Raw genomic sequence first — 26,629 nt, forward strand, 5'->3', positions numbered from 1 at the left:
CGGGTCTCAACCACCGATACGTGAATGCATCTCCCAGACGAGGACTTCGGCCCCGGCGTCGGAGGTCAGTTGCTGCCCACCCGAATCGCTCAACCGGACGGCATCACCCTCGTACAGTGTGCCGACGCCTTCCATCTCGGCAGTACCCTGCGCGACGAAGACGTGCAGGAACGGTGCGCTGGGAAGATGTACCGAGGTGCCGGGCAGAATGCGCGCGACGTGCATGGCGGCGTTCTTGTTGTTGATGCGAATCGCCGAATGATCCTTGTAGCGGCCCATTCCGGAGGCAACCGGGATCAGACCGCCGCGCAGCAATTCGTCGTCGATCTCGAGTTGTTCGTACCCGGGAGTGAGTCCACCTTCGTCCGGGACCACCCACATCTGGATGAAATGCACGGGGTCGGAATGCTGTTCGCCGCCAATACGCCACGAATCGTTCTTCTCACTGTGCATGATTCCGGTACCGGCGCTCATGCGCTGGGCGAGCCCCGGATAGATGACGCCGGTGTGGCCGATGGAATCCTGGTGCACGAGTGAACCGCGAAGCACCCACGTCACGATTTCCATGTCCTTGTGCGGATGGGTGTCGAAGCCGGTTCCCGCCAGTACGGTGTCGTCGTTGTTGACGAGAAGCAATCCGTGATGGGTGTTGTCGGGGTCGTAGTGCTGCCCGAACGAGAACGAATGTTTCGAATCCAGCCAGGAGACGCGGGATTTCAAACGATCACCGGAGCGGTGCACATCGATGTGCGGTGTCGTCCGTGGGGCCTGTGCTCGACCAGATGCCATGGCTCCTCCTTCTGTGCCACCGGGATCCATCACTGCCGGATCCACCACTACCGGAATCCACCCTACGACGAACCTGCTGTGTAGTCCGAGCATTGGGCGTACTCGGTGGTGTCGTCAGTTCGTCGACGCGTGCATCTCCCACACGAGTATCTCCGCATCGTCGATCCCCTCGACTCGTTGACCGCCAGTATCCTTGAGACGCAACGAATCTCCCGGACCGAGCAATCCGACTCCCTCGACGTCGACAGTGCCACTGGCAATGAAGCCGTGCACGTACGGTGCGTCCGGCAGGAATACCGACCTGCCGGTCTCGAGGCGTGCAACATGAAGGGCCGCATGTTTGTTGTGCAAGCTGATCGCGCTGTGATCACGATGCGCGGGCATCCCCGACGCCAGGGTGATCAGGCCACCGGCGTCGAGCTCGGTGTTGATGTCGAGTTCTTGATAACTCGGAGTCACTCCGGATTTGTCCGGCGGTATCCACATCTGAACGAGGTGAACGGGTTCGGTGACACGTGAGCCGTCGGCCCGGAAGCGGTCGTTGCGTTCGGAGTGCAGGATCCCGGTACCGGCGCTCATTCTTTGCGCGAGGCCCCGATGGATGACTCCGGAGTGCCCAGCGGAATCCTGGTGAACCAGGGATCCGCTGAGCACCCACGTCACGATCTCGGTGTCGCGGTGCTGATGAGTGTCGAAACCGTAGTCGGCTTCGATGATGTCGTCGTTGTTCACCAACAGAAGTCCGTGCGCGTACGCGGCGTGATCGAAGTTTCCAGCGAAGGGGAAACTGTGACGCGCCGTGAGCCAGCCGTAGTTGAGATGCGCACGTTCGTCAGCTCGTTGGACGACTATCGACGACATGTCAGCTCAGCGTCTCGTGTGCCGCCGGGATGGATCCGAGGCGTCCGGCCTGGAAGTCCTCGAAAGCCTGCATGACCTCGGACTTGGTGTTCATGACGAAGGGCCCGGCCATCGCGATGGGTTCGCGGATCGGCTTGCCGCCGAGGATGAAGACCTCGAGGGATTCGGTCCGTGAATCCTGGCGATCGGAAGCGGCGACGGTGATGGAGTCACCACGTCCGAAGACAGCTGTCTGTCCGACACGAATGGGCCGACGCTCGGCCCCGACCGTGCCTTCGCCGGCGAGGACGTAGACGATCGCGTTGAACTCGGGATTCCACGGAAGCGTCAGGCTCGCACCCGGGGCCACAGTCGTGTGGGAGAGCGCGATGGGTGTGTACGTCGAACCGGGTCCGGCGTGGCCGGCGATGTCTCCGGCGATGACGCGTACCAAGGCTCCGCCGTCGGGGGAGGAGAGCAATGCCACCTTGTTGCCGGTGATGTCCTGGTACCGCGGCGCTGCCATCTTGTTGTCGCGGGGCAGGTTGACCCACAGCTGGACACCGTGGAACAGGCCGCCGCTGACGACGAGGTGTTCCGGCGGAGTTTCGATGTGGAGGATGCCGCCACCCGCCGTCATCCACTGGGTGTCGCCGCCGCCGATAATGCCGCCGCCGCCGTTGGAGTCCTGGTGCTCCATAATGCCGTCGATCATGTAGGTGACGGTTTCGAAGCCGCGGTGCGGGTGCCACGGTGTGCCCTTGGGTTCTCCGGGTGCGTAGTTGACCTCACCCATCTGGTCCATGTGGATGAAGGGGTCGAGGGCGGAGAGGTCGATGCCTGCGAAGGCGCGGTGAACGGGGAAGCCTTCACCTTCGTATCCGACCGGTGCGGTGGTGATGCTCTTGACCGGGCGGTCGACTGCCGACTCTGCCGGCTCGTCGAGGCGGGGCAGGGCCAAGATGTTCTCGACTGTCACAGCAGGCATGTCGTACTCCTCGTGTCCGTGAAGCTGAAGTCAGGTAGTTGATTGTTCAACTATCTCATCAGGAGTCAACAAAGTCGAGCCCCGGGTATTCCCGGGGCTCGACTGGTGTTCGGATCAGCCTGGTGTTCGGATCAGCCTGGTGTTCGGATCAGCTCGGTGTCTGGATCAGCGCAACATGCTGCCGAGGGTTCTTGCGGCTGCCATGACCTCGGCGCCCAGCGCTGCTTGGTCCTCGGAGTCGAAGACGGAAATTCCGAGACTGGAAATGGCGTCGCGGCGTCTGCCTGGGATCACTGCCGAGATTCCCAGGACGGACGGGATGACTTCGCCGACGGTCACTGCATAGCCGCGTGCGCGTGCAGCCGTCACTTCCTCTCGTTCCCCACTCGTCGGCGGGAGTGAGGCAAGAATGGAAAGCCCGGCGGAGCCGCGGTCGATAGGATCAACCTGCCCTGGATGGAACGCGACGTGGACTTTGGCGCTGCGCGGTTCGACCACCATCAGGGCGCGCACTTCGGTGTCGCTCTCGCGGACCACCAGGTGTGCGGTCGCCTCGGCGGCCTCGGCGAGTTCTTGGAGAATCGGGCGAGCGAGGGTGCGCAAATCTTGTTCCACCGGTTCGGCGAGGGTGACCAGGCCGGCGCCGAGAGTGACGCGCTTGAAGGAGTCCTTGCGGCACAGGTGATGAGCCTCGAGTGTGCGGATCAATCGATGTGCGACGGTTCGGTGGACTCCCACGCCGTCGGCGATGTCGGTGACCGACAAGCCGTGCGGATAGGACGTCAGGAGTTCCAAGATCTCGAGTCCGTGGTGCAGCGTTTTCGACATGCTCGAGTCCACTTGAACTGCACTTTTGCGCGGTCGGTGTTCCTCGCTCAGCTCTGACATCAAATCCCTTTCTTGACGTTTGTGAGGTATGCCACCTACGCTTTGAACATATCGCACAGTGTGTGCGATTATCGCACACTTTACGAAGCTGCACAACCTTCGGGTGGATGCAGCGCAGCGTGTTCGGAGAGAACCTTCATGAGCAACTACCGCGTCGTGGCAACGGAGGACGTTGTCGCAATCCATCAGCTGTACGGCCACCAGAGTCATTGCATAGACTCTGGGCGCCAGCAGGATTGGGCGCAGACATTCACCGAAGGCGGTGAGTTTCATTCCCCCAGCTATCCGGAACCCGTGGTCGGTTTCGACGACCTTGCGGCTTTTGCTGCTCGCTTCTACGCTGCGGCGGAAGCTGCCGACGAGGTGCATCGTCACGTTCTGACCAATCTCGTCGTCGAGGCGGTGGACGAGAGTGCTCTGGCAGTGCGCGGGTACCTGCAGATCGTTGCCACCGCTCGCGGCGGCGAGTCGCGACTGGTGCGGATGACGACTGTCGCTGATCGTGTGGTTCGGGTCGGTGAGGAGTGGAAGATCGCCCGCCGCACCGTCTTCCGTGACGACGCGCCCCGAGCGTCCGAACACGCTTGAAGTGCCGAAATGTTTCTTGCACAACAATATTCAGTAGGAGAAGTACATCATGACCGAAAGCTCTGACCAGACGAACCCGGGCCGCACCGTAGTGACGCAGATGTCGGCGGTATACCCGGAGTTGGCAGGCAAGGTCGCAGTGGTGACCGGCGCGGCTCAGGGTATGGGTGCGACGTTCGCCGAAGGACTGGCAACGCGCGGCGTACATGTCGTCGGCGCCGACATCAACGAAGAGCAGATGCTCGCCACGGCCGCACGAATCAACACGAACCTGGAGTCGAATGCACTGGCGGACAAGCCGGGTCGCGTCGTCGGAGCTCGGGTCGACGTCACCAAGCCGGACGAGCACGAACTGCTTGCCCAGTTGGCGCTGAAGGAGTTCGGCCGGGTTGATTTTTGGATCAACAATGCGGGAATCTTCCCGTTCGCACTGGCCGAGGAGATCACCCCGGAACAGATCGGGGCTACGTTGAGCGTCAATGTCGAAGGAGTGCTCTACGGCGCTCAGGCCGCGGCGCGGCACCTCGGTCCCGGCGGCGCCATCGTCAACATGTCCTCGGTGTCGGCGCTGCGTGTGCGAAAGGGGAGAGGGGCATACTGCACGTCGAAGGCTGCCGTCGCGCACCTCACGGAGTCTCTTGCAGTGGAGTTCGGCGACAAGGGTATTCGGGTCAACTCCATTGCGCCCGGTTACATCGACACGGCGATGACGAAGTGGGTCCAGGAAGATCCGATCGCGCTTGCGAACGCACTCGACGCGGTACCGCTGCATCGTCTGGGCTCGCCCGAAGAGGTCTTCGGCCCGCTGCTGTTCCTGCTCTCGGACAGCGCGCGCTACGTCACCGGGCACAGCATTGCGGTGGACGGTGGTTCGCGGCATGTCTGAGTCCACGACATATCCCGGCGTCGTTCTCGTTACCGGCGGTGCTGCCGGGATGGGAGCGCATCACGCGCGCACCCTCGCCGCGCGCGGTTCGCACGTCTGCATCGCCGATGTTTCGGATTCATCCGGCGTGGTCGACGACATTGTCTCCGCCGGCGGATCAGCGTCCGCTCATCTTCTCGACGTCACCGATGCCGATGCCTGGGACCGGGTTGTCGACGAAATTCGCATCACTCGTGGGGAACTCGGCGGACTGGTCAACAATGCCGGCATCTCGCGTCGGCTCGAATTCATGGACACCCCGAACGACATCTGGGAACTGACCATGAAGATCAACCTCTTCGGCCCGTTCTACGGTATGAAGGCGGTGGCGCCGCTGATGCGCGAGAGTGGTGGCGGATCGATCGTCAACATCTCGTCCATCGCCGGTCAGATCGGATACTTCTCTCCGGCTTACTCGTCGAGCAAGTGGGGTCTGACCGGTCTGTCGAAGTCGGCGGCAGGCAACTTCGCGCAGTGGGGGATTCGCGTCAACTCGGTGCACCCGGGACTGGTCGGTACCGCGCTGCTCGGCGGCGCAAACGACTTCGTCGCCGCGTCCCTGAAGTCGGTTCCCTTCGGACGCATGGGCACTCTTGACGAGATTACCGAATCTGTGCTGTTCCTGCTCTCGGACAGTTCGACCTACACCACCGGTACGGAACTCACTGTCGACGGCGGGTTGGTGTCGAACGGTCTTTACCACCGCATCATCGCGGAGACTGGAGAACTTTCATGACCGAGCACTGGGACGTCGTTGTCATCGGTGGCGGCGGAGCAGGTCTCGCCGCTGCGGTGTCGGCAGCTGAAGAAGGCGCATCCGTTCTGCTGTTCGAATCCGAAACCGAACTCGGTGGATCCACCGCGCTGTCGGCCGGCATCTTCACGGCCGCCGGAACGAGCGTGCAGGCCGGCCTCGGCATCGACGACTCGGCAGAGAAGTTCTTCCAGCACTACATGGACCTCAACCAGTGGATGCTCTCACCCGGATTGATTCGTGCGTTCTGCGAAAACGCCGGTCCGACACTGGAATGGCTCATCGGACTCGGCGTCGAGATTCCCGCGGCGATCTCGGGTAACGCTCACCAGCCGGGACTCGCCCAGGCCGGCGTCGAGGACGTCTGGCGCGGCCACGTGCCCAAGGATCAGGGATACGGACTGATTCAGGTGCTGGACAAGGCTCGTCGTAAGCACGGGATCGAGGTCATCTTCGGAACACGGGTGCAGAAGCTGATCGAGGAAGACGGTCGGGTTGTCGGCGTTGTCGCCGACGACATCGAGGTGCCTGCGGGCGCCGTCGTTGTTGCCTCCGGTGGATTCGCGCAAGATCCGGGTTTGGTTGAACGCCACTTCCCGGACGCGAACAAGGCTGGGGACGCGTTGTTCGTCGTCGCGGCGGCGGGTAGCCGCGGAGATCACCTCCGCTTTGCCGAGGACCTCGGGGCTTCGGTGGCCGGCGACGGCTGGGGCTTGATGCTGCCCACCGTCTACTTCCAGCGATTCCATCACTGGCAGGCCGGTTTTCCGCCGAAGTCACGGATCTACGTCAACCAGGACGGCCGTCGATTCATGGACGAGGACAGCTCGTACGCCGTCTCGACCGGCATCATCGACCATCAGGGTGGATACGGTTGGATGATCTTCGACGAGAATGCTCGCGTGAATCTGGCTCCGGGATATGCAGATTGGAATCCCGAACGCGTCGAAGAAGAAGTTGCCGCCGGTGGCACGATTCGTGCGGACACGATCGAAGACCTCGCAGTGGCTACGGGTGTTCCGGTTGCGACGTTGGCGCAAACCCTGCTTCGATGGAACGAGCAACTGCCCAGCGGTCACGACGACGACTTCCTCCGCCATCGCACGTTGCGGAACAAGGGTGCCGTCGGCAATCCGGATCCTATTGCGACAGCTCCGTTCTATGCCGCGAAAATCCTTCCGGCAGAGCTCGTCTGTACGCATGCGGGAATGGAGATCAACACCGATGCGGCCGTGCTCGGCAGCACCGGAGTACCTATCGAGGGTCTGTACGCGGCCGGTGAGGCCGGCGCCGGAATCCTCGGACTGAGATACGTGGGCGGCGGCAATGCGGTTGCCAACGCTTTGACCATGGGCCGCGTAGCGGGACGTAATGCGGCGAATTACACCAGGACCAGCGCTGAGAGCGCACCGGTCCATTCCATCGCGCACACCTGACGTCCGACGTCTGCGCGGCACCGAATCCAGTCAGTATCCAATCCAGGCAGGGAACAACATGTCAGAGAATGAGACCATGGCGAGAGCCGAATCCACCGAGGGCAGCAGCGTGGCAACCGAACGACAGTCGACGACGAAGGTAATTCGCGCGGCCATCGTCGGTACCGTCGTCGAGTACTACGACTTCGGTATCTACGGATACATGGCCACGACGATCGCCGCGCTGTTCTTCGTTTCCCATGACCCGAACGCAGCACTGCTCGGTACCTTTGCAGCATTCGCCGTGGCCTTCTTCCTACGCGTGCCCGGCGGCATCTTCTTCGGCCACATCGGCGACAAGTACGGCCGCAAGAACGCGCTGTCCTGGACCATCCTCCTGATGGTTCTCGCGACAGCCGGAATGGGCCTGCTGCCGACTTACGCCACGTTGGGTGTGTGGGCGACGTCCATCCTGGTTCTGGCTCGTTGCCTGCAGGGCTTCGCGGCCGGCGGTGAACTCGGCGGCGCCAACGCGTTCGTCTCCGAGTCCGCTCCCAAACGGTGGCGTGCGACGCAGACCTCGATGGTCAATACCGGCACCTACCTGGGTTCGCTGGCAGCTTCGCTCATGGCCCTCGGCCTGACGTCGGTGTTCTCGCAAGAGCAGATCCTCGAATGGGCTTGGCGTATCCCGTTCCTGCTCAGCCTGCTGATCGGTGGCATCGGTATCTGGATCCGCAGCCAGATGGAAGACACTCCTCAGTTCGAAGAACTGCAGGACAAGGGTGAGACCAAGAAGCTTCCCATCCGTGAGTTGCTCAGCACCTCCGGTGGCAGCGTCGTCAAGATCATCCTGCTGGGCGCACTCATCACCGGCGGTTACTACATCGCCTCGGTGTATGCCGCGACGTACCTGCAGACCACCGGCGGTCATTCGTCGCGCGTTGCTTTCCTTTCCACTTCTCTTGCACTGGTTCTCGGCGTCATCACGTTGCCGATCTCGGGATACATGGCAGACAAGTACGGGCGTCGGCCGGTGCTGTTCGCCGGTAGTGCCGCCGCAGTGGTTCTCGGAATCCCGATGTTCATGATGATGGCCGGTTCTGGCATCTGGCAGGCGGTTGTCGGTCAGTCAGTGCTCTTCATCTGCGTTTCCGTTGTCAACGGTGCTTCGTACGTGACCTATGTCGAAATGCTGAAAGCATCTGTGCGGTACAGCGGTCTGGCCCTGGGTAACAACGTCACCAACATGTTCCTCGGCGGCACCGCGCCTTTCATCGCCACCTATCTCATCAGCTTGACCGGTAACTCTCTCGCTCCGGCTGGATACTTCGTCTTCTGTGCGGTGATCACCCTCGTCACGGTCTTCTTCATCAAGGAGACCAAGGGTGTTGAACTGCAGGTTGATTGATCCTCGGGTAGAACAGGAGCGTGACCGTGTCCCTCGCTGACAAGCAAGAAATCACCGAAGTCCTGTATCGCTATGCTCGGGCCGTCGATCGGAAGGATTTCGACAGCGTGGCCCTCTGCTACTTCGATGACGCGATAGACAACCACGGTGGTTACATCGGAACCGTCGACGGGCTCATCGAAGACATGAAGCTCAGACACAAGACGATCGACTCGTCGATTCACTGCATTTCCAACATACTGATCGACGTCAACGGCGATGTCGCTCAGTGTGAGTCGTACTGCTTGTGCTTTCTGCGGCAAGAGCGTTCCGGTACGGATACGGTGCAGACGCTTGCGACAATCAAATGCCGTTACGTCGACAGGTTCGAAAGGCGCCATGGTGAATGGCGAATCGCCGATCGGATCGTCGTGTTCGACGAATCCCGTGAAGACGTGATCGAGAACGTCTTACCCACGGACTGGGTGACGCAACGTCGATCCTTCGACGATCCGGTCTACACCAGGACGCCTTGACCAGTAGTGCAGACGAAGGCCTTCACACACGATGTGTGTGAAGGCCTTTCGTCTGTTCAGCGCTTGGTCAGTCCACTACATCCGGCGCCGCGACCTCGGTCAAACAGCCGTCCGAGAGTCGAAGCCAGCGTTCGACCTTCACCTCGGCCAGGAACCTCTCGTCATGACTGACCACCACGAACGCCCCCTGATATGCGTTCAGGGCGCTTTCGAGTTGAGCGACACTCACCAAGTCGAGGTTGTTGGTCGGCTCGTCGAGAAGCAGCAGCTGTGGGGCCGGATCGGCAAAGAGAACGCATGCCAACGTAGCTCGCAATCGTTCACCACCCGAGAGGGCAGCCACGGGCAGGTGAGCACCCGCACCCCGAAAGAGGAAGCGCGCCAGTATGTTCATGCGTTCCGGCGCCGGGAGATTCGGAGCAGACAATGCAAAGTTCTCCGCGACGGTGCGCGTGGGGTCGAGAAGGTCGAGCCTTTGCGACAGGTAGGCCACCCGACCGTCGGCTCGCTTGATCTCACCGGAAGTCGGCGCCACATCCCCGTTGACGATTCTCAGTAACGTCGACTTTCCGACGCCGTTCGGCCCCGTCAAGGCGATACGTTCCGGCCCTCGAATGGCCAGGTCAGCCCCGGGGTCGGCGAAGATCGCGCGATCGTCGAACGCGAATTGCATTCGCTCACCGAGGAATACCGTCCGGCCGGCGGGTACGTGAGTTCCCGGCAGTTCGAGCGAAATCGTCTGATCGTCGCGAAGAGCGCGGCCGGCTTGGTCGAGTCGGTCCTTCGCCGCGTCGACCCGGGCGAGGTGTGTCTCGTTGGCCTTGCCGGCCGACTCCTGAGCATTGCGCTTCATGGTCCCCGCAAAGATCTTGGGCAAGCCCGCGTTCCCGAGATTGCGGGCGGCGTTACTTGCGCGTCGCGAAGCACGTTCTCGGGCCTGCTGCAGCTCGCGCTTCTCGCGCTTGACCTCTTGCTCGGCGTTGCGGATGTTCTTCTCCGCCACTTCGCGAGCCGAGCGTGCCGCGACTTCGTAGTCGGTGAAATTGCCACCGTAGAAGCTGATCTCGCCGCTGTGAAGTTCGGCGATGCGGTCCATGCGGTCGAGTAGTCCTCGATCGTGACTGACCACCAACAGACAACCACTCCAGTCGTCGAGAACGTCGTAAAGCCTGCGGCGCGCGTCCAGGTCGAGGTTGTTGGTGGGTTCGTCGAGGAGAAGGACATCGGGGCGTCGCAGGAGTTGCGCGGCCAGTCCGAGCGAGACGACCTGCCCGCCGCTCAGAGTGTCGAGGCGACGATCGAACGTCATGTCGGCCAAACCGAGTCGACCGAGTTGGGCTCGCGTTCGTTCCTCGATATCCCAGTCGGACCCGATTGTCGTGAAGTGTTCTTCTCGTGTGTCCCCGGATTCGACTGCGTCCAACGCAGCGAGCGTCGGGGCGATGCCCAAGACCTCGGCAATGGTCAGATCACCCGTCAGGGGCAGGTCCTGCGGAAGGTATCCGAGAACCCCGTCGACAGACACACTTCCCGAGCGCGGGTGCAGTTGACCGGCGATCAGTCTGAGCAAAGTGCTTTTCCCGACGCCGTTCTGGGCCACCAGTCCGGTTCGGCCGCCGGGCACGGTGAATGACAATTCGTCGAAGACCGGAGTGTCGTCCGGCCAGGCAAAAGACAGATTCGAGCAAACGATGTAGATATCGGACATGAATAGACCTCAGGTGTCGTGCGGGCGCGGCAACGCTGCTCCGCGAAGAGCCGGGTAAGTGAACGACAACATGGCCACGACGGCAGCGCTCGAAGCGTCTACCGGTGGCCGTCATGCCCGGTTTTATCCGGAGATGTCGAGTTCACCAACCATGTCTGATCCTTTTGGTCTGTGTCGTTTCATCCGACGATAACAGGAGCAGGTATTTACATGCGAGCGTTGTCTACATGCGAGCAATGCCGGCGCAGAGAAGTTCGACCAGTCGTCGATACACCCGATCGGGGTCGGTTCCTGCTGGTTGGCCCTCTACCGATTCGAGGATGCAGAAGCCGTGCAGCGCGCTGCGAAGAGACCACGCCGCCTGCTCCGAATCATCCGGGCTCAGACCGTATCCCGCGATCACCTTGTTGATGACGTCGACCACCTCGCCGACGGCCGAGACCAGATCGGGATGCGGAGCGGTGGGGTAGCGATCGGTGATGGCGTAGAGGCCGGGGTGCGCTCGGACGAAGGCGCGCCATGCGTCGGCAAGCGCCATGACGGCGTCGTCGCGGGAGAGGCCGACCGCGGCGGCGCGCAGTTGTTCGGCGAGGAGGTTGCGTGCGAGGAGGCTGAGTTGATGTTGGACGTCGTCGACCCCGTCGACGTGTTTGTAGAGGGCTGACTGCCGGACATCGAGCGTCTCGGCGAGTTGACTCAGTACCAGAGCGTCGGCGCCTTTGCTGTCGACCAGGTCGGCTGCGGCCGCGATCACGCGTTCACGGGTAACCGGAGTTCTCATGCACGCATCTTCCCTGTATGACAGGCCTCGCGTTGGTGATACATTATCACCATGAGTGATGATGTTTTGCCGGGCGCGTTGTCCGGCGACCACCTGCGCCGTCGTGACCTGCGCGTAGTCGTGACCGGTGCATGCATCCTCGGGTTGACCTCGGTGCTCTACGAACTCTCCGGGGTGTCGCCGTCGACGGGTGCGTTCTTTCGGTGCCTCTATGCGCTTGTCCCGCTCGGCGTACTCGTGCTCGTCCAGCGCCGCCGGTCACCCCGGCCGTCTTCGGGGCCCTGGATTGTGAAGTCTTCACTTGCCGGCGCTTTCCTCGGAATCGATCTGGTGCTCTGGCACGAGTCGATTCATTCGATCGGGGCAGGACTTTCGACCGTGATCCTGAACCTGCAGGTGCTGTTCGTCGCAATCCTCGGCTACGTTGTTCTGCGCCAACGGATCGGCCGGGAATTGGTCGCGAGCCTTCCGTTGCTCTTCGTCGGAGTTGCTCTGGTGGCCGGGACGAGCACCACGCTCACGGGATCGAATCCTGCTGTCGGAGTCTCGTTCGCCATGGTCGCGGCGGGTGCCTACGCGGTCTACATCTTCCTCATGGGTCTGGCCACTCGGGCGGCGGGCAGAACGGCTCTGCCGATGTTCGTCTCGACCGGAGCCACTGCCCTCACTGCAGGTGTCTACGGCCTCGTGAGTGGAACTTTGGATCTGACGCCTTCGCTCGTAGCTCAAGGCTGGCTTGTGCTGCTCGCGTTGGTGTCTCAGGTGATCGGGTGGCTGTTGGTGGCCAGCGCCAGTCAGCGTCTGCCTGCCAGTGCCGTCGCCGCCAGCCTCGTGTTGCAATCGGCGTCGGCCCTGTTGTTCGGTGCGGTGTTGCTTGCGCAGACCCCGACACTCGTCCAACTCGCGGGTGCCGGAATGATTCTCGCCGGAGTGGTTGTCGCGACGCGGACACCCCCGAAGAAGTCCTCGACGACTGTTGTCGGAAAACGAATGGAGACAAGCGTATGACCACGGCGGCTGACCGCATCTACATCAACGGCGATATCAGGCCCATGGACAGTACGGTCGGCGACAACCCGACCGCAATGGCTGTAAAGGACGGCAGATTCGTCGCCCTCGGAACTGATGCCGAGATCTCGGCGTTGTCCGATCACGACACCGCTGTCGTCGATCTTGCCGGAGCGGTGGTCGTTCCGGGGTTCATCGAGACGCACCTTCATCCGATGATGTGGGGTTTGATGCTCAGTGGGGTCGACGCAACGACGGGTGCGTGCCCCACCATCGAGGAGCTGATCACGGCGTTGGCTGCGCGGGCCGCGATCACACCAGTCGGCGAGCCTATCGAAGCCTGGGGCTTCGACGACAGCCTCGTGGCGGAAGATCGCGGCCTGACCGCGGCTGATCTCGACAGGGCTTCCACCGAGCATCCGATTCTGGTGCGGCACTTGTCTGCTCACGGGATCTATGTCAACTCGATCGCACTGGAGAAGGCCGGGATCGATTCGACCACGGTCGATCCGGAGGGTGGTGTCATCATTCGGGACAGCGACGGTGTACCCACCGGTGAGCTGTGTGAGATTCCGGCAATGTCTCTGGTGCACGGCCTTGTTCCGGAAATGAATTCGGATGCATCCAAAACTGCGATGCTGCGGGCGCAGGAAGTCATGGCGTCAGTGGGCGTGACGAGTTTCCACGATATGTACGTCACGGCCGGGATGTACCAGGCGTACCGGCAACTCGATACCGATGGTGACCTGCGTCTGCGTGCGCGCCTCTATCTGGGTCATGGGGTGCACGATCAGTTGGGTGAGCTCGCCGATCCGAGCGACCGAATCCGTGTGGGTGGCGTCAAACTCATTTCGGACGGGTCGATTCAGTTGCACACTGCTGCTCTGAGCGAGCCTTATCACGATCTGGATGGATGTCATTGCGGCGGAATGGCAATCCCGGCAGGTGCACTCGGGTCACTCGTCGAGGAGCATCACGTTGCCGGCCGGCAGGTTGCTATCCACACCAACGGTGATCAAGCCATCGATTTTGCATTGGACGCAATTACCGCGGCTCGGGCAGCGCACCCGGACGTCGAAGTCTCGCATCGACTCGAGCACGTTCAGACCTTGCGGGAAGATCAGATCGCGCGAATGGTCGAACTCGGGGTGGTCGCGTCGATCTTCGTGAACCACGTCTACTACTGGGGCGACCGGCACCGCGATCGTTTTCTCGGACCGGGTCGCGGCGAACGGATCAGTCCCGTGGCGTCGGTGGTGGCGGCCGGTCTTGCTTACGCGCTGCATTGCGACTGCCCCGTCACTCCGGTGAACCCGCTGTTCACCATGAACACAGCCGTACATCGCGTGACGCGAGAAGGTCATGTTCTGGGTGCAGATCAACGGGTTTCCGCGTCCGATGCGTTGGCCGGCTACACGAGTGCTGCCGCTCGTCTCACCGGTGAGTCATCGGACAAAGGTCGGATAGCGGTGGGACTTTTGGCGGATTTTGTTGTGCTCGACGGAGATCCGTTGAACAGCGCTTCGGTGGATTTGAATGAATTGTCGGTCCTGCGCACGGTTGTCGGCGGTGAGACCGTCTTCGAGGCGTAGTCGCACACTTTATTTTACTTTGCATTTGGGTGTCGGTAGTCAACTCCTTACCGGCGCCGGTGACTGTCGGTGTACGTGGGCCGGGAAGCGAATTTGCTTCCCGGCCTAGTGCTTTGGGCCAGGCGCGCGTGTTCGCGATTCGATGATGCGGAAAAGCTGTTGGTGGAGTGTTGATTTCGCCAGCGCTCGCGTTGTCATAGCCGGCCGATCCGGGACCCTGCAGTGATTTGATCGCGCCCTTCCTCGGCCGCACATGTGAAACCGATGTGACTCCTCGTCGAATGCGTTTACTCCTTCTGTTTGCTCGAGGGTCGCTGTTATCTGTGTGCAAGCGTGTGAGGATGCTCAGGCGAGCCTGGAGTATGTAGAACGTGTTCTCGTCGACAATCGAACGAATCGTCCTTTCGGCCGCAGGTACTATTTTGCAAACTAGTTGCGATGCACAGCTAACTAGTTCAAACAGCACTGGTCAGAGTGCAATATTCACGCTTTGTGGGTTCCGGAATCCCTTCTGAACGTTTGACCAGTAAAACCACCACAAAAGCTGATACGTGTGATAAAAATTGATTTCGAAGCGGAACAGTAGCTATGTATGAGCGAGGGCATACACAGCATCTCGGTTCGGCTTGCAAGCTTTCTGCAACATGTTCGGCGCTTTGTAGTTCGGCACTTTTGATGTTCGGCATTTTCGACGTTCGGCACCGATGACGGATGTACCTGGATCCGTCGTCTCTTCACCCATACCCGGCAACGGGACAGATGAAATGAGTCTTCACATGCCTCGATTTTTCCCGGTCGGGGGCGGACGCGAATCCCGTCTCCCCCGGCGCGCCACTGCTGTGTTGGCGGCGCTGCCGGCTGCATTGCTCCTCGCGACTTCGGGTGCGTTGCTCGCACCCGGTATCGCCTCGGCCGCCCCGGGCGACGACATCACGGACCAGTGCCTGGAGATGTCCCAGGACGGTGGACCCTGGGTGAAGCCAGCGGCCTTCGATCCCAGTGGAACCGACTACATCCCGATCCCCGGTGACGAGGGCACGCAGTTGGCCTTCAATGTTCGTAATGTCTGCGACCTGCCCGCCACCCTCACTCTTTTCAGTGAGAGCTGGTCCGTCTCGGGCGGCGGCACTGCGACAGTGCGGGGCAAGCTCGACGGCCAGGTCGGCCAGCAGTTCGTGATCGGGCCGAATGCGGATTCGTCGACTCGGATCGAGCTGGTGAAAACGCCTCTCGCACAGAACGCCAACGTGATGGCCGGTTTCATGATCGGCATCCCTGCCGGCGAAGTTTTGCAGGGATACGAGATCAACCCCGGCTGGGGTCTCGTCCTGGTGGAGGGCGAGCCCGCCGTGGTTGCTCCCAGTGCGCCGACCGGTTTGACTCTGGGTTCGGCCGAGGTAGAGGCGGGCACACCCGTCAAGGTCTCCGGCAAGGCAGAGCCGAACAGTACCGTCACCGTGACCGGAGGCGGCGCCACCTGCACCGCCACCGCGGATACGAGTGGGAACTTCAGCTGCAATCTGACGATCACCACGCCCGGCAGTCATCCGATTACCGCCACGGCGACAAATGCGGGTGGGACCAGCCCCGCCTCCACGGCGGTCACGGTCAAGGTCACAGCGAAAACCACCGATCCGGGTGGCAGCAGCAGCGGTTCGCTCGGCAGTAGCACCGGTTCGCTCGGAAGCCTGGACCTGTTCGGAAGCCTGGGCGGATAGCCCTCCGGCCCACGCGGCCACTTAGACCTCGCGATGCGCGGGGCGATCTCGAATATCTCCGCGCATCGCCAGCCTTCTCGGCCACCGAATTCAATTCGGCGGCTTCAATTCCCATGCCCCTTCCTGGGGCTGTTTCACCGGAGTGCACATCCGCACGGCCCGGGCTCAACCAAGCGCGTCGGATGTCCCGCCGCGAACTGCACAGGAGGAATACCAGATGAACAAGACCACAAAGGGTGCCATCGCCGCTGGTGCGGCCGCCGTTCTGCTCGCCGGCGGTGCCGGAACCATGGCCGCGTGGAACTCGTCCACTAACGGTGGCGCTCCGCAGACGGTTGGCGCCGGTTCGCTGTCGGTCGAGCAGGTCGGCGCTGGCGTGTGGAAGTGGGCCAACGGCAGTACCTTCAATCCCGCGAGCGACCTGATCGTGCCTGGCGATGTCGTCACCTACACCGCCAACTACAGCATTGACCTCATTGGCACGAACCTGAAGGCGAAGTTGACGCCTTCGCTCACGGGGGTCACCGGAGACCTCGTCACACTGAACCAGCTGACCGTGGCCCCGGCTAGTGGCACCGTGACGACGTACACCGCCGGCCTGGACCAGGCGGCAACATTCACGACCACGATCACGTTCAACGCGGGGACCGCAGGCGACAACACTGGCCAGACGAAGACCGCCAGCCTCGCCGGCGGCGCGGTCACCCTCGAGCAGACGCTCAACTAAGCCAAAGAAGGTCACGTGAAGACCCAGTACAAATGGGCGATCGCAGCGTCGTCGGTTCTGCTCATCGGGTTCGTCTCGGTGCAGCAGACCGGCGCGCTGTGGCGCGATACCGCAGAATCGACCGGAGCCACCATTCAGGCGGGCATGCTCGATATCTCTGCCGGCGGTGAAGGGGTCAAGCAGTTCAACCTCGATGGGTTCAAGTTGGACAACAAGGGCCCGGGCGACAGCATTCAGATGCCTCTGCCGGTGATCAACTCCGGCAACGTGCAGATGAGCTACGTGCTTTCCGACGTGGTTCTCAATGGCGCCACCCCGCCGCCGCTCACCCTGCGGGTGGCCAAGGTGGCCAACGAGGCAGCATGCACCGCGACCGGTGATGTGGGTGCAGAGCTCTACAACGGGTCCATGGACGGCGCCGGCTTTGCTCAGGCCCAGCTTGTGCCGGCCGGTCAGGTGCAGGTGCTGTGCCTGCGGGCCACGTTGGGCCAGGGCGCGGCAGCGAGCCAACAGTCCAACGCGACGTTCACTTTCGACGCAAGCTCGGTGAGTCAGTCATGACCGTCACCGCGAGAAGCCAGCGCGCGGGCGATCGTGCCGAGTACCAACCCCGGCACAGCGCACACGTGGAAAAGTCTGAGCGGCAACATGATCCCGAACAAGGCGCAGACGAGAAGACCACCCTCTGGTGGTGGACTCGCACCATCGTCTCGTGGGTGCTGTTGCTGCTGATGGTCGGACTTCTCGCGGTGATGGTCGTCATCCCTCGACTCACCGGCTCGACCGCGTACACGGTGCTCACCGGTTCGATGGAACCGACCATGCCTCCCGGCACGCTCATCGTGGTCAAGCCGACCCCCAACGAGGATCTGACCACCGGGGACGTGATCACGTTCCAGCCTGTCTCCGGCGATCCCGCCGTGGTTACCCACCGTATCGAGGGCATCTACTACACCGGTGAAGGTGAGCGTCGCATCCATACTCGCGGCGACAACAACCCCGTCGCCGACTCGTGGTCGCTGGTGCCCGAGCAGATCCGTGGTCGTGTCATCTACTCGGTGCCGTATCTGGGCCGGGTGAACTCGGTGATCAACGGGCAATCGCGTTCGATACTCACTACAGGCGTGGCTGCGGGCCTGGCTGTATATGCGGTGTGGATGGTCGTCAGCGGCATCCGCGACAAGCGGGGCAAAGCCGATGACGACGAAAGCGGCACCGACTCGACTCCCTCCGGCCCGGAGTTCGGCGCGCCAGTATTGCCCGCCGACCCATCGGCACCAACCTCCGAATCGAAATAGGACAGCAGAATGTCTACAGAACAGAAATCGGGCGGCGAGGCGCGTCTCGGGGCGCGGATGCGAAGCCGTCTGGGCGAGACCGGTTGGATACGAACCCGGGCCGTGCTCTCACTGGGTATGGTCCTGGGCCTCGGAGCGGTCGGCACAATGGCGGCCTGGTCCGACAGCGCTACCGCGACCACCGGAATGTTCAGCACTTCGTCGGTCCAGCTGAAAATCGACAATCAGCGGCCTGCCCACCAGTTCACCGAACTCAAGCGCAACAGCATGTTGCCAGGCCAGAGTGAGGCCGGGGCGTTGACGGTACAGAACACCGGAACGGCCGACTTTCAGTGGGCTGTATCCGCCGCTGCCACGGGCTCACCCGCGCTGATCGGCAAGCTCAAGGTGTCCCTCCATCAGACTGGCGCCAATGACGGCAGCACCTGTTCGGGACCGATCATCGGCACGCAGCAGGCCTTCTCCGGCAACCCGACGCTCGTCTCGGGCAGGTCACTCGCAGCTGGTGTGTCGGAGCAGGTGTGTGTGAAGGTCACCGTCGATGCCACCGCGGGTCAGACCGAGCAATTCAAGATCGCCGACCTCGGCTTCAACTTCACCGCAACGGGGCAGTGATCATCGAGATGGACAGCACCGATGAGGAGGTGACCGTGGGACGCAGTCGTGGCAAGGAAATTGCCTTGAATGTGGCTGCGGTCGCCGGGCTCATCTGCATCGTCGCTACTCTCGCGTCCCTGATCTTCGGGATCAAGCCGCTGGTGTTTCGCTCGGGTTCGATGGAACCGGCGATCTCCACCGGTGCGCTGGCGCTGGCGAAGACCGTGCCTGCAACTGAACTCGCTGTCGGCGACGTGATCAGCGTCGACAACGACCAAGGCGTGCGCATCACCCATCGCGTGGTCGAACTCGAACCGGCCGGCGCGGACACCGTGCTCGCCACGCTCAAGGGCGATGCCAACAATGTGGCTGATCGACTGCCCTACACCATCACCGAGGCAGACCGCGTGTTCGCCAGCGTTGGCGGGCTCGGCTACGTCGTTGCTTGGCTTTCCAGCCCGCTCGCAACTTTCCTCGGCGGCGGATTGGTAGGCGCGGTGCTGGTCATCGCATTTGGACGAACTAAAGACCGGCGTCTGGAGAATGCCCGCGCCGCCACTACAAATGACGCCCGCGTCGATGCTGACGAAACCTGCGGGGAGCTTCAGGAGGCTCATAATGATTGAAATGCGACGGGCTAGCACCCGCATGAAGTCGCTGCGGTCGTTGATCGCCGTCGGCGGCGCTGCTGCAATGGCTTTCGGTCTGGCTCAGGCCACTGGGACATTGGCCAATCCAACTGACGTGGTCAATTCGACTGGTGCACAGGTGGCGACGGGCAACTTCTATCCGACGCCTTTGACCTCGACTGTGAACTGCTCGACATCGGGAGGATTAGATCTACTGGGGCGTAGAGCAAACCTGAGCTGGCCCGCGGTTCCAGGTGTCACGGGATACAAAGTGGTATTCGTCAGGAAATCCGACCCGAGCTACATCGTTCGAACGGATAATCTGTCGGCGAGTCAAACGTCGATCAGTGGAATTACCCATGGCAGTCGCAATGTGATGTGGGCGCGGGTGTACACCGTGAACGGATCGGCGATCTCATCTGGTTTCAGGTCCTCTGTCGAGATAACCCACAAGGACCTCACTTCCAACAGGACCGAATGTCAGGGCGACACTGGTCCGTCGTTGGCGAATCAACCGTGGGAGAACGTCTCCACCTGGGATCCGAGCACCCCTGCACCGAACGGGGCGAACCCTCTGAGCAGGATGCAGGCCGAAGCGATGGTTGCGACCGAGCCGGATTCTGTCGAGTCGGAGACGACCACCACCCAAGCTGCGTCCACGAGCGAGACCGCCAATCCGACAACGTCCACCGAGCCGACCAGCACAACCGAGGCCACGACCACGACGGCACCGAGCACGACAACTTCGGCAACGACCACCCCGGAAACCACATCTCCGGAGACCACTCCCTCGGCTGATCCGAAGCCGGTTCTGACGGACACAGTCGAGAGTGACGGCCTCACCGGCGGCTGGACTGCGGGTGGGAACAAGGTTGCGGTCGTCGACGCCAACGGCAACGAACTCGCAAGTGGCCGTGTCGAATCGGGCTCCACTCTGCATTGGTACGACGGCCAGTTGTGGATTGTCGGGGCAACCGAGGTCTACCGCATCATGGAGTCGCCGCAGGACGGCACGTGGAAGTTCTACAAGGACAGCGGGCAGAACATGCCCGACTTCGGGTAGCGGCTCATCACTCGACGTCTCGACTGTGCCCCCGAGTCTCCGGACCCGGGGGCACAGTCGTAGGTCCGCATGTTCCGACGGTGTCGGGCAAAAAGGTAACCGGCTGATCGCCCGCTGGAGAAGTTTCGGCCGCCCGCCAACGGGATAAACCAACTGCAGATGGCAACGACGTTTAGCGATTCCCGAAGCGTTCGCAGTGGGTTGGCACCTATTCAGGGCTCGAGTTATCTTACTGCAAAGTAAGTTTTTGGTGTCGGCGTCGATCGAGGCGATGCCGACCTGAGTACAGGGATCGATATGCGGATGAACCTGGGGGCAGGTGTTCGGCGACGTCGTTGGGCGCGCGACGTATTGGCAGCCGCGACGGCATGTGCGCTGGCGATGTCCGCGTTGCTCTCGGTACAGATTTCAGCGTCGGCGTCCGAGCTGGACGAGTACGTGAATTTGCCTTTGGTGAATCGGAATGCCGAACACGGTCCGGGCGGTGTCCATCCCGCGTTGCCGACTGATCTCGGCACCTTGCAAGCCCTTGTGGAAGAAGCCCGCGCCAGTGGTCGCAGTCCGGAATCCTATGCGGCCTTGCTGTTTCAGTATCGATTGGTCGCTGCCACGGAAGCCGCCGGAATCGGTCTCTCATCGTGGAATCCGCGCGCCGGAGTGCTTGCCAATCGCTCGAATCTGGTGAAGTCGTACCGCTACTACGAGGATCTGCAACTCGGTCACCCGGAATTGCAGTGGGCGGGCATGGGCGGACAGGTTGGTGCGGACTTCGGCGGGGGACTGATCGACTTCGAACTGATGGCGGACATGTACTCGTTTCCGAATCTGCAATATGTTGCCAATTCGATAGTTTCTCAGGTCACGGATCAGGTTGGCGTGCAAGCGCTGAACCAATTGCCGGCAGGGCTGCGCGCACTCGCCGCGGTGGGCAGGAACGTCACGGCGGACGACTTGGATTATGTGCTGGGGATGATCCTGGTGATGCAGAAGAACATCTTCTCGGATCTGATGCCTATGCATCAGGCATACGTGGATGAAGGACTTCCCGCGCTGGAGGAAATGCAGAGTGCCGGATTGTTCGGTCAGGATGTCATGGACGCCTGGCGTGATGTCGCCTCCGGCGATTCGAATCGGATTGCACGTGGGAATGTAGCACTGCTCCAACGTGAGCAAGGGATGATCATCCGTGACCAGTGGGATACCGTGCGCGCCTACAAAGGTGATGTGGGAGAGGCGATCACTTACGCATCGACTGTCGCCGGTTCACCTTCGGTCGCCGGCGTCGTACCGCCTCGCTCGTTTCGGTCTCTCGAGTTCGCGACAACACTGGCGGACGGACGCACCGCGACAGTGACACTGCCCCTCCCGGATTGGAACTGGTCGGTGTACGAGGACCGGTGGGACTACATCACCTCACAGCTCTTGCCGAAGTACCGAGCGATGGTCGAAGAAGATTGGCCACGGCTCGTAGCCACATTGAGTGTTCCCTACGAAATTCAATTGGAGAGTCACCGCCCGATGATGACCCTCCCACAAACTCTCGAATCGGCCCTCTCCAGTTTGAAAGTGACGGTTCAGTGATGTCGGGTGCCAGATTTCGAAGGCTTGCCCCGCTGGTAGCGCTGACCGTTGCGCTGGTTCTGCCTGCGACTGCTGGGGCCGAGGCCCCAGACAGTCGTGTTCCAGACGATGCGCAAGCTCCGGTATCCCAGGAGTTTCGGACCGATACTCCAACTCTGGGAGAGATTTTCAACGGGTTCACGGTGGGTGCGCTCAGGTCGGGGGAGTTCGCATCGGAAGAGGAGATCTTCACTGCGCTCACCGCCGATGATCCGTTTTACGACGAGCCGGTGTTGACCGGCGCCGAGCGTCCCGGTGACCTCCTGAAGTCGAAGAAGGTGGATGTACTGTTCACCGGATACAAACCGGGACAGCTCGACGCCTACAAGATCATGTACGTCACAACCGGAATCGACGGTTCGACACCGGTGGTGAGCACCGGGATCATGATGATCCCGATCGACGGAACACCGGCATCGGAGAAGAAAGTCATCAGCTACCAGGAGGCCAACGACAGCGTCGGCGGCTACTGTCATCCGAGTTCGCACTGGACGGGCGGCGATCCGCTGGACGGCGCCTCCTGGTCGGCGTTGGGTCCGCTGGCACTGATGTTCGGAAAAGGCTATGCCGTAGTGATATCCGACGTTGGGAACAACGGAGACCGCGATCCTCACGGCGTCTTCGCGGGCAAGTTCGCGGGGCACGCGCAGTTGGATGCTGTGCGTGCAGCATCTCAGGTGCAGGATTCCGAGCTGAATCCTGAGGCGGAGATTGCGTTGTTCGGAATCGCTGGTGGTGGAGTCGGTTCTGCGTTCGCCGCCGAATCTGCGCAGTCCTACGCACCGGAACTCGACATCGTCTCGACAGTCCTCGAGGGAATGGTGATCAAGCCCCGAACATTCATAGAGACAACAGATTCCTCGGTCGGCGCCGGCTTCGGATTTGCGACGCTCCTTGGCCTCGAACCCTGGTACCCCGAGATGAAGTTGAACGACAAGCTCAATCCCGTGGGCCGAGCGATTGCCGACGTGTACCGGGATGAGTGCCAGATGCCGGCGTACTTCACGCTTCCGTTCGTACCGCTGGCGAGCCTTTTCGAGCCGGGGATCGATCCGATCGCAGAACCCAGTTTCCAGCGCGCGTACGACGACAACGTACTGGGCCACGGTGCTCCGGCGTCGAAGGTATTGATAACTTCGTGCGCAAAGGACGACTCCCCGATGTCACTTGTACCGGCGGCCGATGCGCGTGAGCTTGCGGACACGTACAGAAGCCGAGGGACGGATGTGAGTTATCAGCCCACCGACTGCAGTATGGATCGCGCATTCGCAGACCCCTACGGCTGGGGCACAGACCTGTTCGGGATGCAAACGATCGACTGGATAGCGCAGAACTTCGACAACTGAGCGAATCACCCGGCCAACAGTTTGTTGATCGGTGCAAGATCGAAATAGTCACGCCATGCCACAATTTTCGAGTCCATGATCTCGAAGATTCCCATGACCGGCAGTACTACGTGTTTGTCGCCGAGGTCGAATCGGTCGGTACGTTCGTTGAGTACAGTCGCACCGTTGGCGGACTGGTGATGAATCGTGAATTCGATCCCACCGAAGGCCGAGATGAAGCCTTCCAGGAAAGTCAGGATTTCGGTGCGCCCGACGATCGGCGCCATCGGAATATTGTGGTAGACAGCATCTTCACTGAAGTACGACGCGATTGTCTCGGCACTACCGAGCTTCCACTCGGCGCAGAAGGCAGTGACCAGTTCTTCAGGGCTCATGGTGTGACCTCTCGACAGGATGAGACGTTCAGGTGCAAACTTTGATGGCGGCGCACGAACATGCTGGGGACCCAACGTGGTGGGGATTCGGAATCGATTGTGACGTGCGAACTGTTTTCGAGAAGGACTGCGATCGCGGTCTTTGCTTCCAGACGAGCCAGCGCGGCCCCGACACAGAAATGTGCTCCTTTGCCGAAGGCGAAATGCGCTCGGGGATTGACCCTGTCGAGGTTCATGGCCTGTGGTTCGGTGAATGACTCAGGATCGCGGTTCGCCGAGCCCCACAGCAGTATGAGGTGACTGCCGGCAGGTAGCGCCACGTCGCCGAGTGTTGTGTCCGCGTTGACATGTCGGTGATGTCCGCGAAAGGGTGACTCGAGCCTGAGCGTTTCTTCCAGGAACGCGCCCACGAGTAGAGGGTCCTCGCGTAATTGCGCCTGTATCGCGGGGCGCTCGGCGAGTAGCCGCGCAGAGTTCGCGATCAACCCGGCGGTCGATTCGCCACCTGCACCGACGAGTTGCACCAGCATCAGCACGGCCACGTCCTCGCTGAGTTCGCCTGCGTCACAGCAACGGACGAGATCTCCGAGTAGATCATCGACCGGGTTGTTCCGCGCCTGACGAAATTTGCCGTACAGATACCCGGTGAGTTCCGCCGCCGAGGTGACGACGCCTGTCAACCGTTCTGCGGTCACGATGCCGCTGAGAAGTTCGGTGCTGTCGTACGACCACGTCAGCAATTGGGGGACGTCGAGTGCCGGCAGGCCGATCAGTGTGGCAACCATCTGCAGCGGCAGCGTGTCTGCTACCGACGTGACCCATTCGATCCGTCGACCGTCGGAGCCGTTGTCCCACAACTGCTGCGTGTACTCGGTCATCGCCGGCTCGAGTGATCGTATACGTTTGGCGACCAGCGTCGGCAAGACAAGTTTGCGCTGGTGCTGATGGTCGGGCTCGTCGGCAGTCGCGAGAACGTGAACAGCTTGCCCGCCGCCGTTCATGTCGAAGGTCACGGCCGAACCGTCCGGTGTACGAACCAGCACGCCGGTGAGGTTGGAGGAGAAGTCGTCGGTACGCGAAACCGCTTCGGTGACCAATTCCCACGTCGACACCAGATAGAAGTCGGTATCAGGAATTCGGTACACGGGGTGCTCGCGCCGGAGTACCTCGTAGAGCGGGTACGGGTCGTCGATGTTCGACGGGAGGAAGGGGTTGATGTCGAGCGTCGATGGTGTCACGAAGGGAAGATTTCACGGCCAGGAAGGAGAAGTCAACAGGTGGAAAGTGCTTCTGAACTGGCATTTTAAGAAAATCTCACGCCCTTTGAGCCGTACGTGCTTCTCCCAGGTCAAAGGCTCACCGCCTTCCCCAGCGCAGAGATTTCTGATTGAATCTGTCTCAACGTGAGACGAGGTGACAGAGAGTGACCGGTGCGAACGAGCGTCGCGCCGCCGACTGGTTGGCCGGCGGTGACCGCAGTGAACTCGCTACCGAGCGAATCTTCGCGGCTGCGGCAGAGCTGATTCGAGAACAGGGATTCGATCGGTTCAACGCCGACGATGTCGCTGCCCGCGCAGGCTGTTCGCGGGCAACGCTCTACCGCTACGTGGGTGGCAAGTCCGCGATCCGCGAGGGGTTGTTGTCACGAGGCGCGGCATCCGTGGCGAGCCAGGTCGCGACTGCCGTCGAACCACTGTACGGCCACGAGCGGATCGTGGAGTCGATCCTCGTCGCCGTCGACGCGATCAGATCCGACGCTGCCATGAGCCACGGCCTTGCGGCAGCGCGGGCCAACGGAATCGACGAGTACCTCGTGTCCTCGCCGTTGCTGCCGCGTACTGCACTGGAACTTGCAGGATTGGATCCTGAAGGCCAGGAGTCGCAGTGGGTGGTTCGGATCGTGTTGATGCTGTTGGCATGGCCTCTCGCAGACGCGGCCGCCGAACGGCGGATGGTCGAGTCGTTCGTCAGTTCCTGAGGGCCCGCGTCAGCGAGTGCCCACGGGCCTGTCACCGACGATCGAGATTCGATCCATCACTCTGCGAGCAGGAAAGTAGTCGCTGGCGGCGTAGTGCTGACAAGTTCGGTTGTCCCAGAAAGCAATCGTATTCTTGCGCCACTTGAGTCGTACTTGGAATTCGGGGCGATGCACGTGCCGGTAGAGCAGGGTGAGTAGCTCGTTGGACTCGGCTTCGGACACCCCGACGATTCTCTGGGTGAAGCTGAGATTGACGAAGAGCACCTTCCTTCCGGTCTCGGGGATCACCCGCACCACGGGATGTCGAACCGCAGGGAACTGTGGGCGCAACTTCGCCACTGTCGACGGATCCATGTGCTTGCCGAACGAATTGATCCAATCGTGCTCGGCAACAAGGTGATCGATGCGTTCTTTGATGCCCTCCGGGAGTAGTTCGTATGCCGCTCCGGTATCGGCCCACAAGGTATCGCCGCCGACTGGCGGAACCTCGACTGCACGCAAGACCGCTGCGAACGAGGGGAATTCGTGCCAGCTGACGTCGTTGTGCCAGTTGTTCTCCACACCGCCGGTCATCGCATCTTTGGCGAGAGTGACGATGTCCGCTTCGCTCTGGCCCGGTTGGGTGTACTTGAAAAACGGATGTTGCTCCAGTGAGCCCCATCGGCTCGCGAAATCTCGGTGTTCGCTGCGGTCGATGGTTTGATCGCGGAAGAAGAGTACTTTCCATTCGAGTAGTGCTCGGCGAAGTTCCGACATCGTCTCGTCCGAGAGTTGGCCGCTCAGGCTGATTCCCGAGATTTCCGCACCGATGGTAGGCGTCGTCGGAGTGAGTGTGAAACGCGTGTACGGCAATACGTCGAATCCCTCGGCGGTGCGTGAGGCCACGAGTGGCCCGTAAGCAGCGAGTGGATCGGTTGCTACCGGGTAGATCTGTCCGCTCACGAATGCCGTCATGTCCGTCATCCTTACTCGTTCGGGTGGGGGTCTTCCGCTACGGTAAGGCTCAATCCTTAACTGTGTCAAGGGTTGGCAAGATGCTTGGTTGCGTTATTGCAAATTAACTTTATGATCTGAATC

Annotated in this window: 27 protein-coding genes; 18 read left to right on the forward strand and 9 right to left on the reverse strand. The window is 61.4% G+C overall.

From position 1 onward, the window contains the following. Nucleotides 1–6 precede the first annotated feature (6 nt). From ACFQ6Y_RS04365 to ACFQ6Y_RS04380, 4 genes are all read right to left on the reverse strand, one after another. Nucleotides 7–789 (reverse strand): pirin family protein, encoded by a 783-nt coding sequence (locus tag ACFQ6Y_RS04365; RefSeq protein ID WP_378531757.1) that lies wholly within the window; start codon nucleotides 787–789, stop codon nucleotides 7–9. 114 nt (nucleotides 790–903) lie between these two features. Then, complete coding sequence (locus ACFQ6Y_RS04370) at nucleotides 904–1,650, reverse strand: pirin family protein (RefSeq protein WP_378629422.1); 747 nt, start codon at nucleotides 1,648–1,650, stop codon at nucleotides 904–906. A 1-nt stretch (nucleotide 1,651) separates the two neighbouring features. After that, complete coding sequence (locus ACFQ6Y_RS04375) at nucleotides 1,652–2,617, reverse strand: pirin family protein (protein WP_378542700.1); 966 nt, start codon at nucleotides 2,615–2,617, stop codon at nucleotides 1,652–1,654. Between the two features lie 165 nt (nucleotides 2,618–2,782). Beyond that, nucleotides 2,783–3,505: an IclR family transcriptional regulator gene (locus ACFQ6Y_RS04380; protein WP_378629426.1), complete on the reverse strand. Its 723-nt coding sequence runs from the start codon at nucleotides 3,503–3,505 to the stop codon at nucleotides 2,783–2,785. Between the two features lie 138 nt (nucleotides 3,506–3,643). Between ACFQ6Y_RS04380 and ACFQ6Y_RS04385 the strand changes: the two genes are divergently transcribed. The 6 genes from ACFQ6Y_RS04385 (at nucleotide 3,644) to ACFQ6Y_RS04410 (ending at nucleotide 9,113) form a co-directional block, all read left to right on the forward strand. After that, the gene (locus tag ACFQ6Y_RS04385) at nucleotides 3,644–4,093 is read left to right on the forward strand and encodes a nuclear transport factor 2 family protein (RefSeq protein ID WP_378542704.1); all 450 of its coding nucleotides are present in this window, start codon (nucleotides 3,644–3,646) and stop codon (nucleotides 4,091–4,093) included. Between the two features lie 49 nt (nucleotides 4,094–4,142). Continuing rightward, a complete protein-coding gene (locus ACFQ6Y_RS04390) occupies nucleotides 4,143–4,979 on the forward strand; it encodes an SDR family NAD(P)-dependent oxidoreductase (protein WP_378542706.1) in 837 nt (278 codons plus the stop codon). Next, entirely contained in the window at nucleotides 4,972–5,754 is a 783-nt protein-coding gene (locus tag ACFQ6Y_RS04395; protein ID WP_378629429.1) for an SDR family NAD(P)-dependent oxidoreductase, read from the forward strand. The genes ACFQ6Y_RS04390 and ACFQ6Y_RS04395 overlap by 8 nt, the downstream gene beginning before the upstream one ends. Then, nucleotides 5,751–7,208, forward strand: a complete 1,458-nt coding sequence (locus ACFQ6Y_RS04400; protein WP_378629433.1) for an FAD-dependent oxidoreductase — start codon at nucleotides 5,751–5,753, stop codon at nucleotides 7,206–7,208. The genes ACFQ6Y_RS04395 and ACFQ6Y_RS04400 overlap by 4 nt, the downstream gene beginning before the upstream one ends. Nucleotides 7,209–7,284: 76 nt before the next feature. Further along, nucleotides 7,285–8,598: an MFS transporter gene (locus tag ACFQ6Y_RS04405; protein WP_007731424.1), complete on the forward strand. Its 1,314-nt coding sequence runs from the start codon at nucleotides 7,285–7,287 to the stop codon at nucleotides 8,596–8,598. A 26-nt stretch (nucleotides 8,599–8,624) separates the two neighbouring features. Beyond that, nucleotides 8,625–9,113, forward strand: a complete 489-nt coding sequence (locus tag ACFQ6Y_RS04410; protein ID WP_378542712.1) for a nuclear transport factor 2 family protein — start codon at nucleotides 8,625–8,627, stop codon at nucleotides 9,111–9,113. A 67-nt stretch (nucleotides 9,114–9,180) separates the two neighbouring features. Here the strand turns inward: ACFQ6Y_RS04410 and ACFQ6Y_RS04415 are convergent, their stop codons facing one another. Together ACFQ6Y_RS04415 and ACFQ6Y_RS04420 are read right to left on the reverse strand one after the other, a co-directional pair. Next, a complete protein-coding gene (locus ACFQ6Y_RS04415) occupies nucleotides 9,181–10,821 on the reverse strand; it encodes an ABC-F family ATP-binding cassette domain-containing protein (RefSeq protein ID WP_378629437.1) in 1,641 nt (546 codons plus the stop codon). A 223-nt stretch (nucleotides 10,822–11,044) separates the two neighbouring features. Continuing rightward, a complete protein-coding gene (locus ACFQ6Y_RS04420; protein WP_378542716.1) occupies nucleotides 11,045–11,602 on the reverse strand; it encodes a TetR/AcrR family transcriptional regulator in 558 nt (185 codons plus the stop codon). Nucleotides 11,603–11,653: 51 nt separating this feature from the next. Between ACFQ6Y_RS04420 and ACFQ6Y_RS04425 the strand changes: the two genes are divergently transcribed. From ACFQ6Y_RS04425 to ACFQ6Y_RS04475, 11 genes are all read left to right on the forward strand, one after another. Next, complete coding sequence (locus ACFQ6Y_RS04425; protein WP_378531778.1) at nucleotides 11,654–12,610, forward strand: DMT family transporter; 957 nt, start codon at nucleotides 11,654–11,656, stop codon at nucleotides 12,608–12,610. After that, nucleotides 12,607–14,202 carry an amidohydrolase gene (locus ACFQ6Y_RS04430; RefSeq protein ID WP_378629478.1) on the forward strand — a complete coding sequence of 532 codons (1,596 nt, stop codon included), beginning with the start codon at nucleotides 12,607–12,609 and terminating at the stop codon, nucleotides 14,200–14,202. Before ACFQ6Y_RS04425 ends, ACFQ6Y_RS04430 begins: the two co-directional genes overlap by 4 nt. 776 nt (nucleotides 14,203–14,978) lie before the next feature. Continuing rightward, nucleotides 14,979–15,920, forward strand: coding sequence for an Ig-like domain-containing protein (locus tag ACFQ6Y_RS04435; protein WP_378531782.1), 942 nt, complete (start codon nucleotides 14,979–14,981; stop codon nucleotides 15,918–15,920). 217 nt (nucleotides 15,921–16,137) lie between these two features. Then, complete coding sequence (locus ACFQ6Y_RS04440; RefSeq protein WP_378531784.1) at nucleotides 16,138–16,647, forward strand: alternate-type signal peptide domain-containing protein; 510 nt, start codon at nucleotides 16,138–16,140, stop codon at nucleotides 16,645–16,647. A 15-nt stretch (nucleotides 16,648–16,662) separates the two neighbouring features. Beyond that, nucleotides 16,663–17,208 (forward strand): hypothetical protein, encoded by a 546-nt coding sequence (locus ACFQ6Y_RS04445; protein WP_378531786.1) that lies wholly within the window; start codon nucleotides 16,663–16,665, stop codon nucleotides 17,206–17,208. Next, on the forward strand, nucleotides 17,205–17,945 hold the full coding sequence (locus ACFQ6Y_RS04450; RefSeq protein WP_378531788.1) for a signal peptidase I: 741 nt from the start codon (nucleotides 17,205–17,207) through the stop codon (nucleotides 17,943–17,945). The genes ACFQ6Y_RS04445 and ACFQ6Y_RS04450 overlap by 4 nt, the downstream gene beginning before the upstream one ends. A gap of 9 nt (nucleotides 17,946–17,954) precedes the next feature. Further along, nucleotides 17,955–18,560, forward strand: a complete 606-nt coding sequence (locus ACFQ6Y_RS04455) for a SipW-dependent-type signal peptide-containing protein (RefSeq protein ID WP_378629481.1) — start codon at nucleotides 17,955–17,957, stop codon at nucleotides 18,558–18,560. After that, nucleotides 18,557–19,168, forward strand: coding sequence for a signal peptidase I (locus ACFQ6Y_RS04460; RefSeq protein WP_378629486.1), 612 nt, complete (start codon nucleotides 18,557–18,559; stop codon nucleotides 19,166–19,168). The genes ACFQ6Y_RS04455 and ACFQ6Y_RS04460 overlap by 4 nt, the downstream gene beginning before the upstream one ends. A 1-nt stretch (nucleotide 19,169) precedes the next feature. Next, on the forward strand, nucleotides 19,170–20,234 hold the full coding sequence (locus ACFQ6Y_RS04465; RefSeq protein ID WP_378629490.1) for a hypothetical protein: 1,065 nt from the start codon (nucleotides 19,170–19,172) through the stop codon (nucleotides 20,232–20,234). Between the two features lie 297 nt (nucleotides 20,235–20,531). Next, nucleotides 20,532–21,815 carry a hypothetical protein gene (locus ACFQ6Y_RS04470; RefSeq protein ID WP_378629493.1) on the forward strand — a complete coding sequence of 428 codons (1,284 nt, stop codon included), beginning with the start codon at nucleotides 20,532–20,534 and terminating at the stop codon, nucleotides 21,813–21,815. Next, nucleotides 21,815–23,200, forward strand: coding sequence for a lipase family protein (locus ACFQ6Y_RS04475; protein ID WP_378629496.1), 1,386 nt, complete (start codon nucleotides 21,815–21,817; stop codon nucleotides 23,198–23,200). Before ACFQ6Y_RS04470 ends, ACFQ6Y_RS04475 begins: the two co-directional genes overlap by 1 nt. 5 nt (nucleotides 23,201–23,205) lie before the next feature. Here ACFQ6Y_RS04475 and ACFQ6Y_RS04480 read toward each other — a convergent pair whose 3' ends face one another. Together ACFQ6Y_RS04480 and ACFQ6Y_RS04485 are read right to left on the reverse strand one after the other, a co-directional pair. Further along, entirely contained in the window at nucleotides 23,206–23,574 is a 369-nt protein-coding gene (locus ACFQ6Y_RS04480) for a limonene-1,2-epoxide hydrolase family protein (protein WP_378629499.1), read from the reverse strand. Then, on the reverse strand, nucleotides 23,571–24,812 hold the full coding sequence (locus tag ACFQ6Y_RS04485; protein WP_378629502.1) for a cytochrome P450: 1,242 nt from the start codon (nucleotides 24,810–24,812) through the stop codon (nucleotides 23,571–23,573). Before ACFQ6Y_RS04485 ends, ACFQ6Y_RS04480 begins: the two co-directional genes overlap by 4 nt. A 185-nt stretch (nucleotides 24,813–24,997) precedes the next feature. Here ACFQ6Y_RS04485 and ACFQ6Y_RS04490 point away from each other — a divergent pair, with 185 nt between their 5' ends. Next, a complete protein-coding gene (locus ACFQ6Y_RS04490) occupies nucleotides 24,998–25,552 on the forward strand; it encodes a TetR/AcrR family transcriptional regulator (protein WP_378629505.1) in 555 nt (184 codons plus the stop codon). Between the two features lie 9 nt (nucleotides 25,553–25,561). On the opposite strand, the gene ACFQ6Y_RS04495 is transcribed toward ACFQ6Y_RS04490, so the two are convergent. Then, nucleotides 25,562–26,515: a TauD/TfdA dioxygenase family protein gene (locus tag ACFQ6Y_RS04495; RefSeq protein WP_378629507.1), complete on the reverse strand. Its 954-nt coding sequence runs from the start codon at nucleotides 26,513–26,515 to the stop codon at nucleotides 25,562–25,564. Nucleotides 26,516–26,629: the final 114 nt, after the last annotated feature.

The organism is Rhodococcus sp. NPDC056516 (genome assembly GCF_042794655.1).
GTDB lineage: Bacteria > Actinomycetota > Actinomycetes > Mycobacteriales > Mycobacteriaceae > Rhodococcus_F.

Coding starts and splice junctions, on each gene's coding strand:
- ACFQ6Y_RS04470 (WP_378629493.1), top strand. CDS start 20,532: ATGCGGATGAACCTGGGGGCAGGTGTTCGGCGACGTCGTTGGGCGCGC.
- ACFQ6Y_RS04425 (WP_378531778.1), top strand. CDS start 11,654: ATGAGTGATGATGTTTTGCCGGGCGCGTTGTCCGGCGACCACCTGCGC.
- ACFQ6Y_RS04440 (WP_378531784.1), top strand. CDS start 16,138: ATGAACAAGACCACAAAGGGTGCCATCGCCGCTGGTGCGGCCGCCGTT.
- ACFQ6Y_RS04375 (WP_378542700.1), bottom strand. CDS start 2,617: ATGCCTGCTGTGACAGTCGAGAACATCTTGGCCCTGCCCCGCCTCGAC.
- ACFQ6Y_RS04380 (WP_378629426.1), bottom strand. CDS start 3,505: ATGTCAGAGCTGAGCGAGGAACACCGACCGCGCAAAAGTGCAGTTCAA.
- ACFQ6Y_RS04480 (WP_378629499.1), bottom strand. CDS start 23,574: ATGAGCCCTGAAGAACTGGTCACTGCCTTCTGCGCCGAGTGGAAGCTC.
- ACFQ6Y_RS04385 (WP_378542704.1), top strand. CDS start 3,644: ATGAGCAACTACCGCGTCGTGGCAACGGAGGACGTTGTCGCAATCCAT.
- ACFQ6Y_RS04370 (WP_378629422.1), bottom strand. CDS start 1,650: ATGTCGTCGATAGTCGTCCAACGAGCTGACGAACGTGCGCATCTCAAC.
- ACFQ6Y_RS04365 (WP_378531757.1), bottom strand. CDS start 789: ATGGCATCTGGTCGAGCACAGGCCCCACGGACGACACCGCACATCGAT.
- ACFQ6Y_RS04390 (WP_378542706.1), top strand. CDS start 4,143: ATGACCGAAAGCTCTGACCAGACGAACCCGGGCCGCACCGTAGTGACG.
- ACFQ6Y_RS04395 (WP_378629429.1), top strand. CDS start 4,972: ATGTCTGAGTCCACGACATATCCCGGCGTCGTTCTCGTTACCGGCGGT.
- ACFQ6Y_RS04450 (WP_378531788.1), top strand. CDS start 17,205: ATGACCGTCACCGCGAGAAGCCAGCGCGCGGGCGATCGTGCCGAGTAC.
- ACFQ6Y_RS04475 (WP_378629496.1), top strand. CDS start 21,815: ATGTCGGGTGCCAGATTTCGAAGGCTTGCCCCGCTGGTAGCGCTGACC.
- ACFQ6Y_RS04420 (WP_378542716.1), bottom strand. CDS start 11,602: ATGAGAACTCCGGTTACCCGTGAACGCGTGATCGCGGCCGCAGCCGAC.
- ACFQ6Y_RS04465 (WP_378629490.1), top strand. CDS start 19,170: ATGCGACGGGCTAGCACCCGCATGAAGTCGCTGCGGTCGTTGATCGCC.
- ACFQ6Y_RS04495 (WP_378629507.1), bottom strand. CDS start 26,515: ATGACGGACATGACGGCATTCGTGAGCGGACAGATCTACCCGGTAGCA.
- ACFQ6Y_RS04415 (WP_378629437.1), bottom strand. CDS start 10,821: ATGTCCGATATCTACATCGTTTGCTCGAATCTGTCTTTTGCCTGGCCG.
- ACFQ6Y_RS04400 (WP_378629433.1), top strand. CDS start 5,751: ATGACCGAGCACTGGGACGTCGTTGTCATCGGTGGCGGCGGAGCAGGT.
- ACFQ6Y_RS04435 (WP_378531782.1), top strand. CDS start 14,979: ATGCCTCGATTTTTCCCGGTCGGGGGCGGACGCGAATCCCGTCTCCCC.
- ACFQ6Y_RS04405 (WP_007731424.1), top strand. CDS start 7,285: ATGGCGAGAGCCGAATCCACCGAGGGCAGCAGCGTGGCAACCGAACGA.
- ACFQ6Y_RS04430 (WP_378629478.1), top strand. CDS start 12,607: ATGACCACGGCGGCTGACCGCATCTACATCAACGGCGATATCAGGCCC.
- ACFQ6Y_RS04455 (WP_378629481.1), top strand. CDS start 17,955: ATGTCTACAGAACAGAAATCGGGCGGCGAGGCGCGTCTCGGGGCGCGG.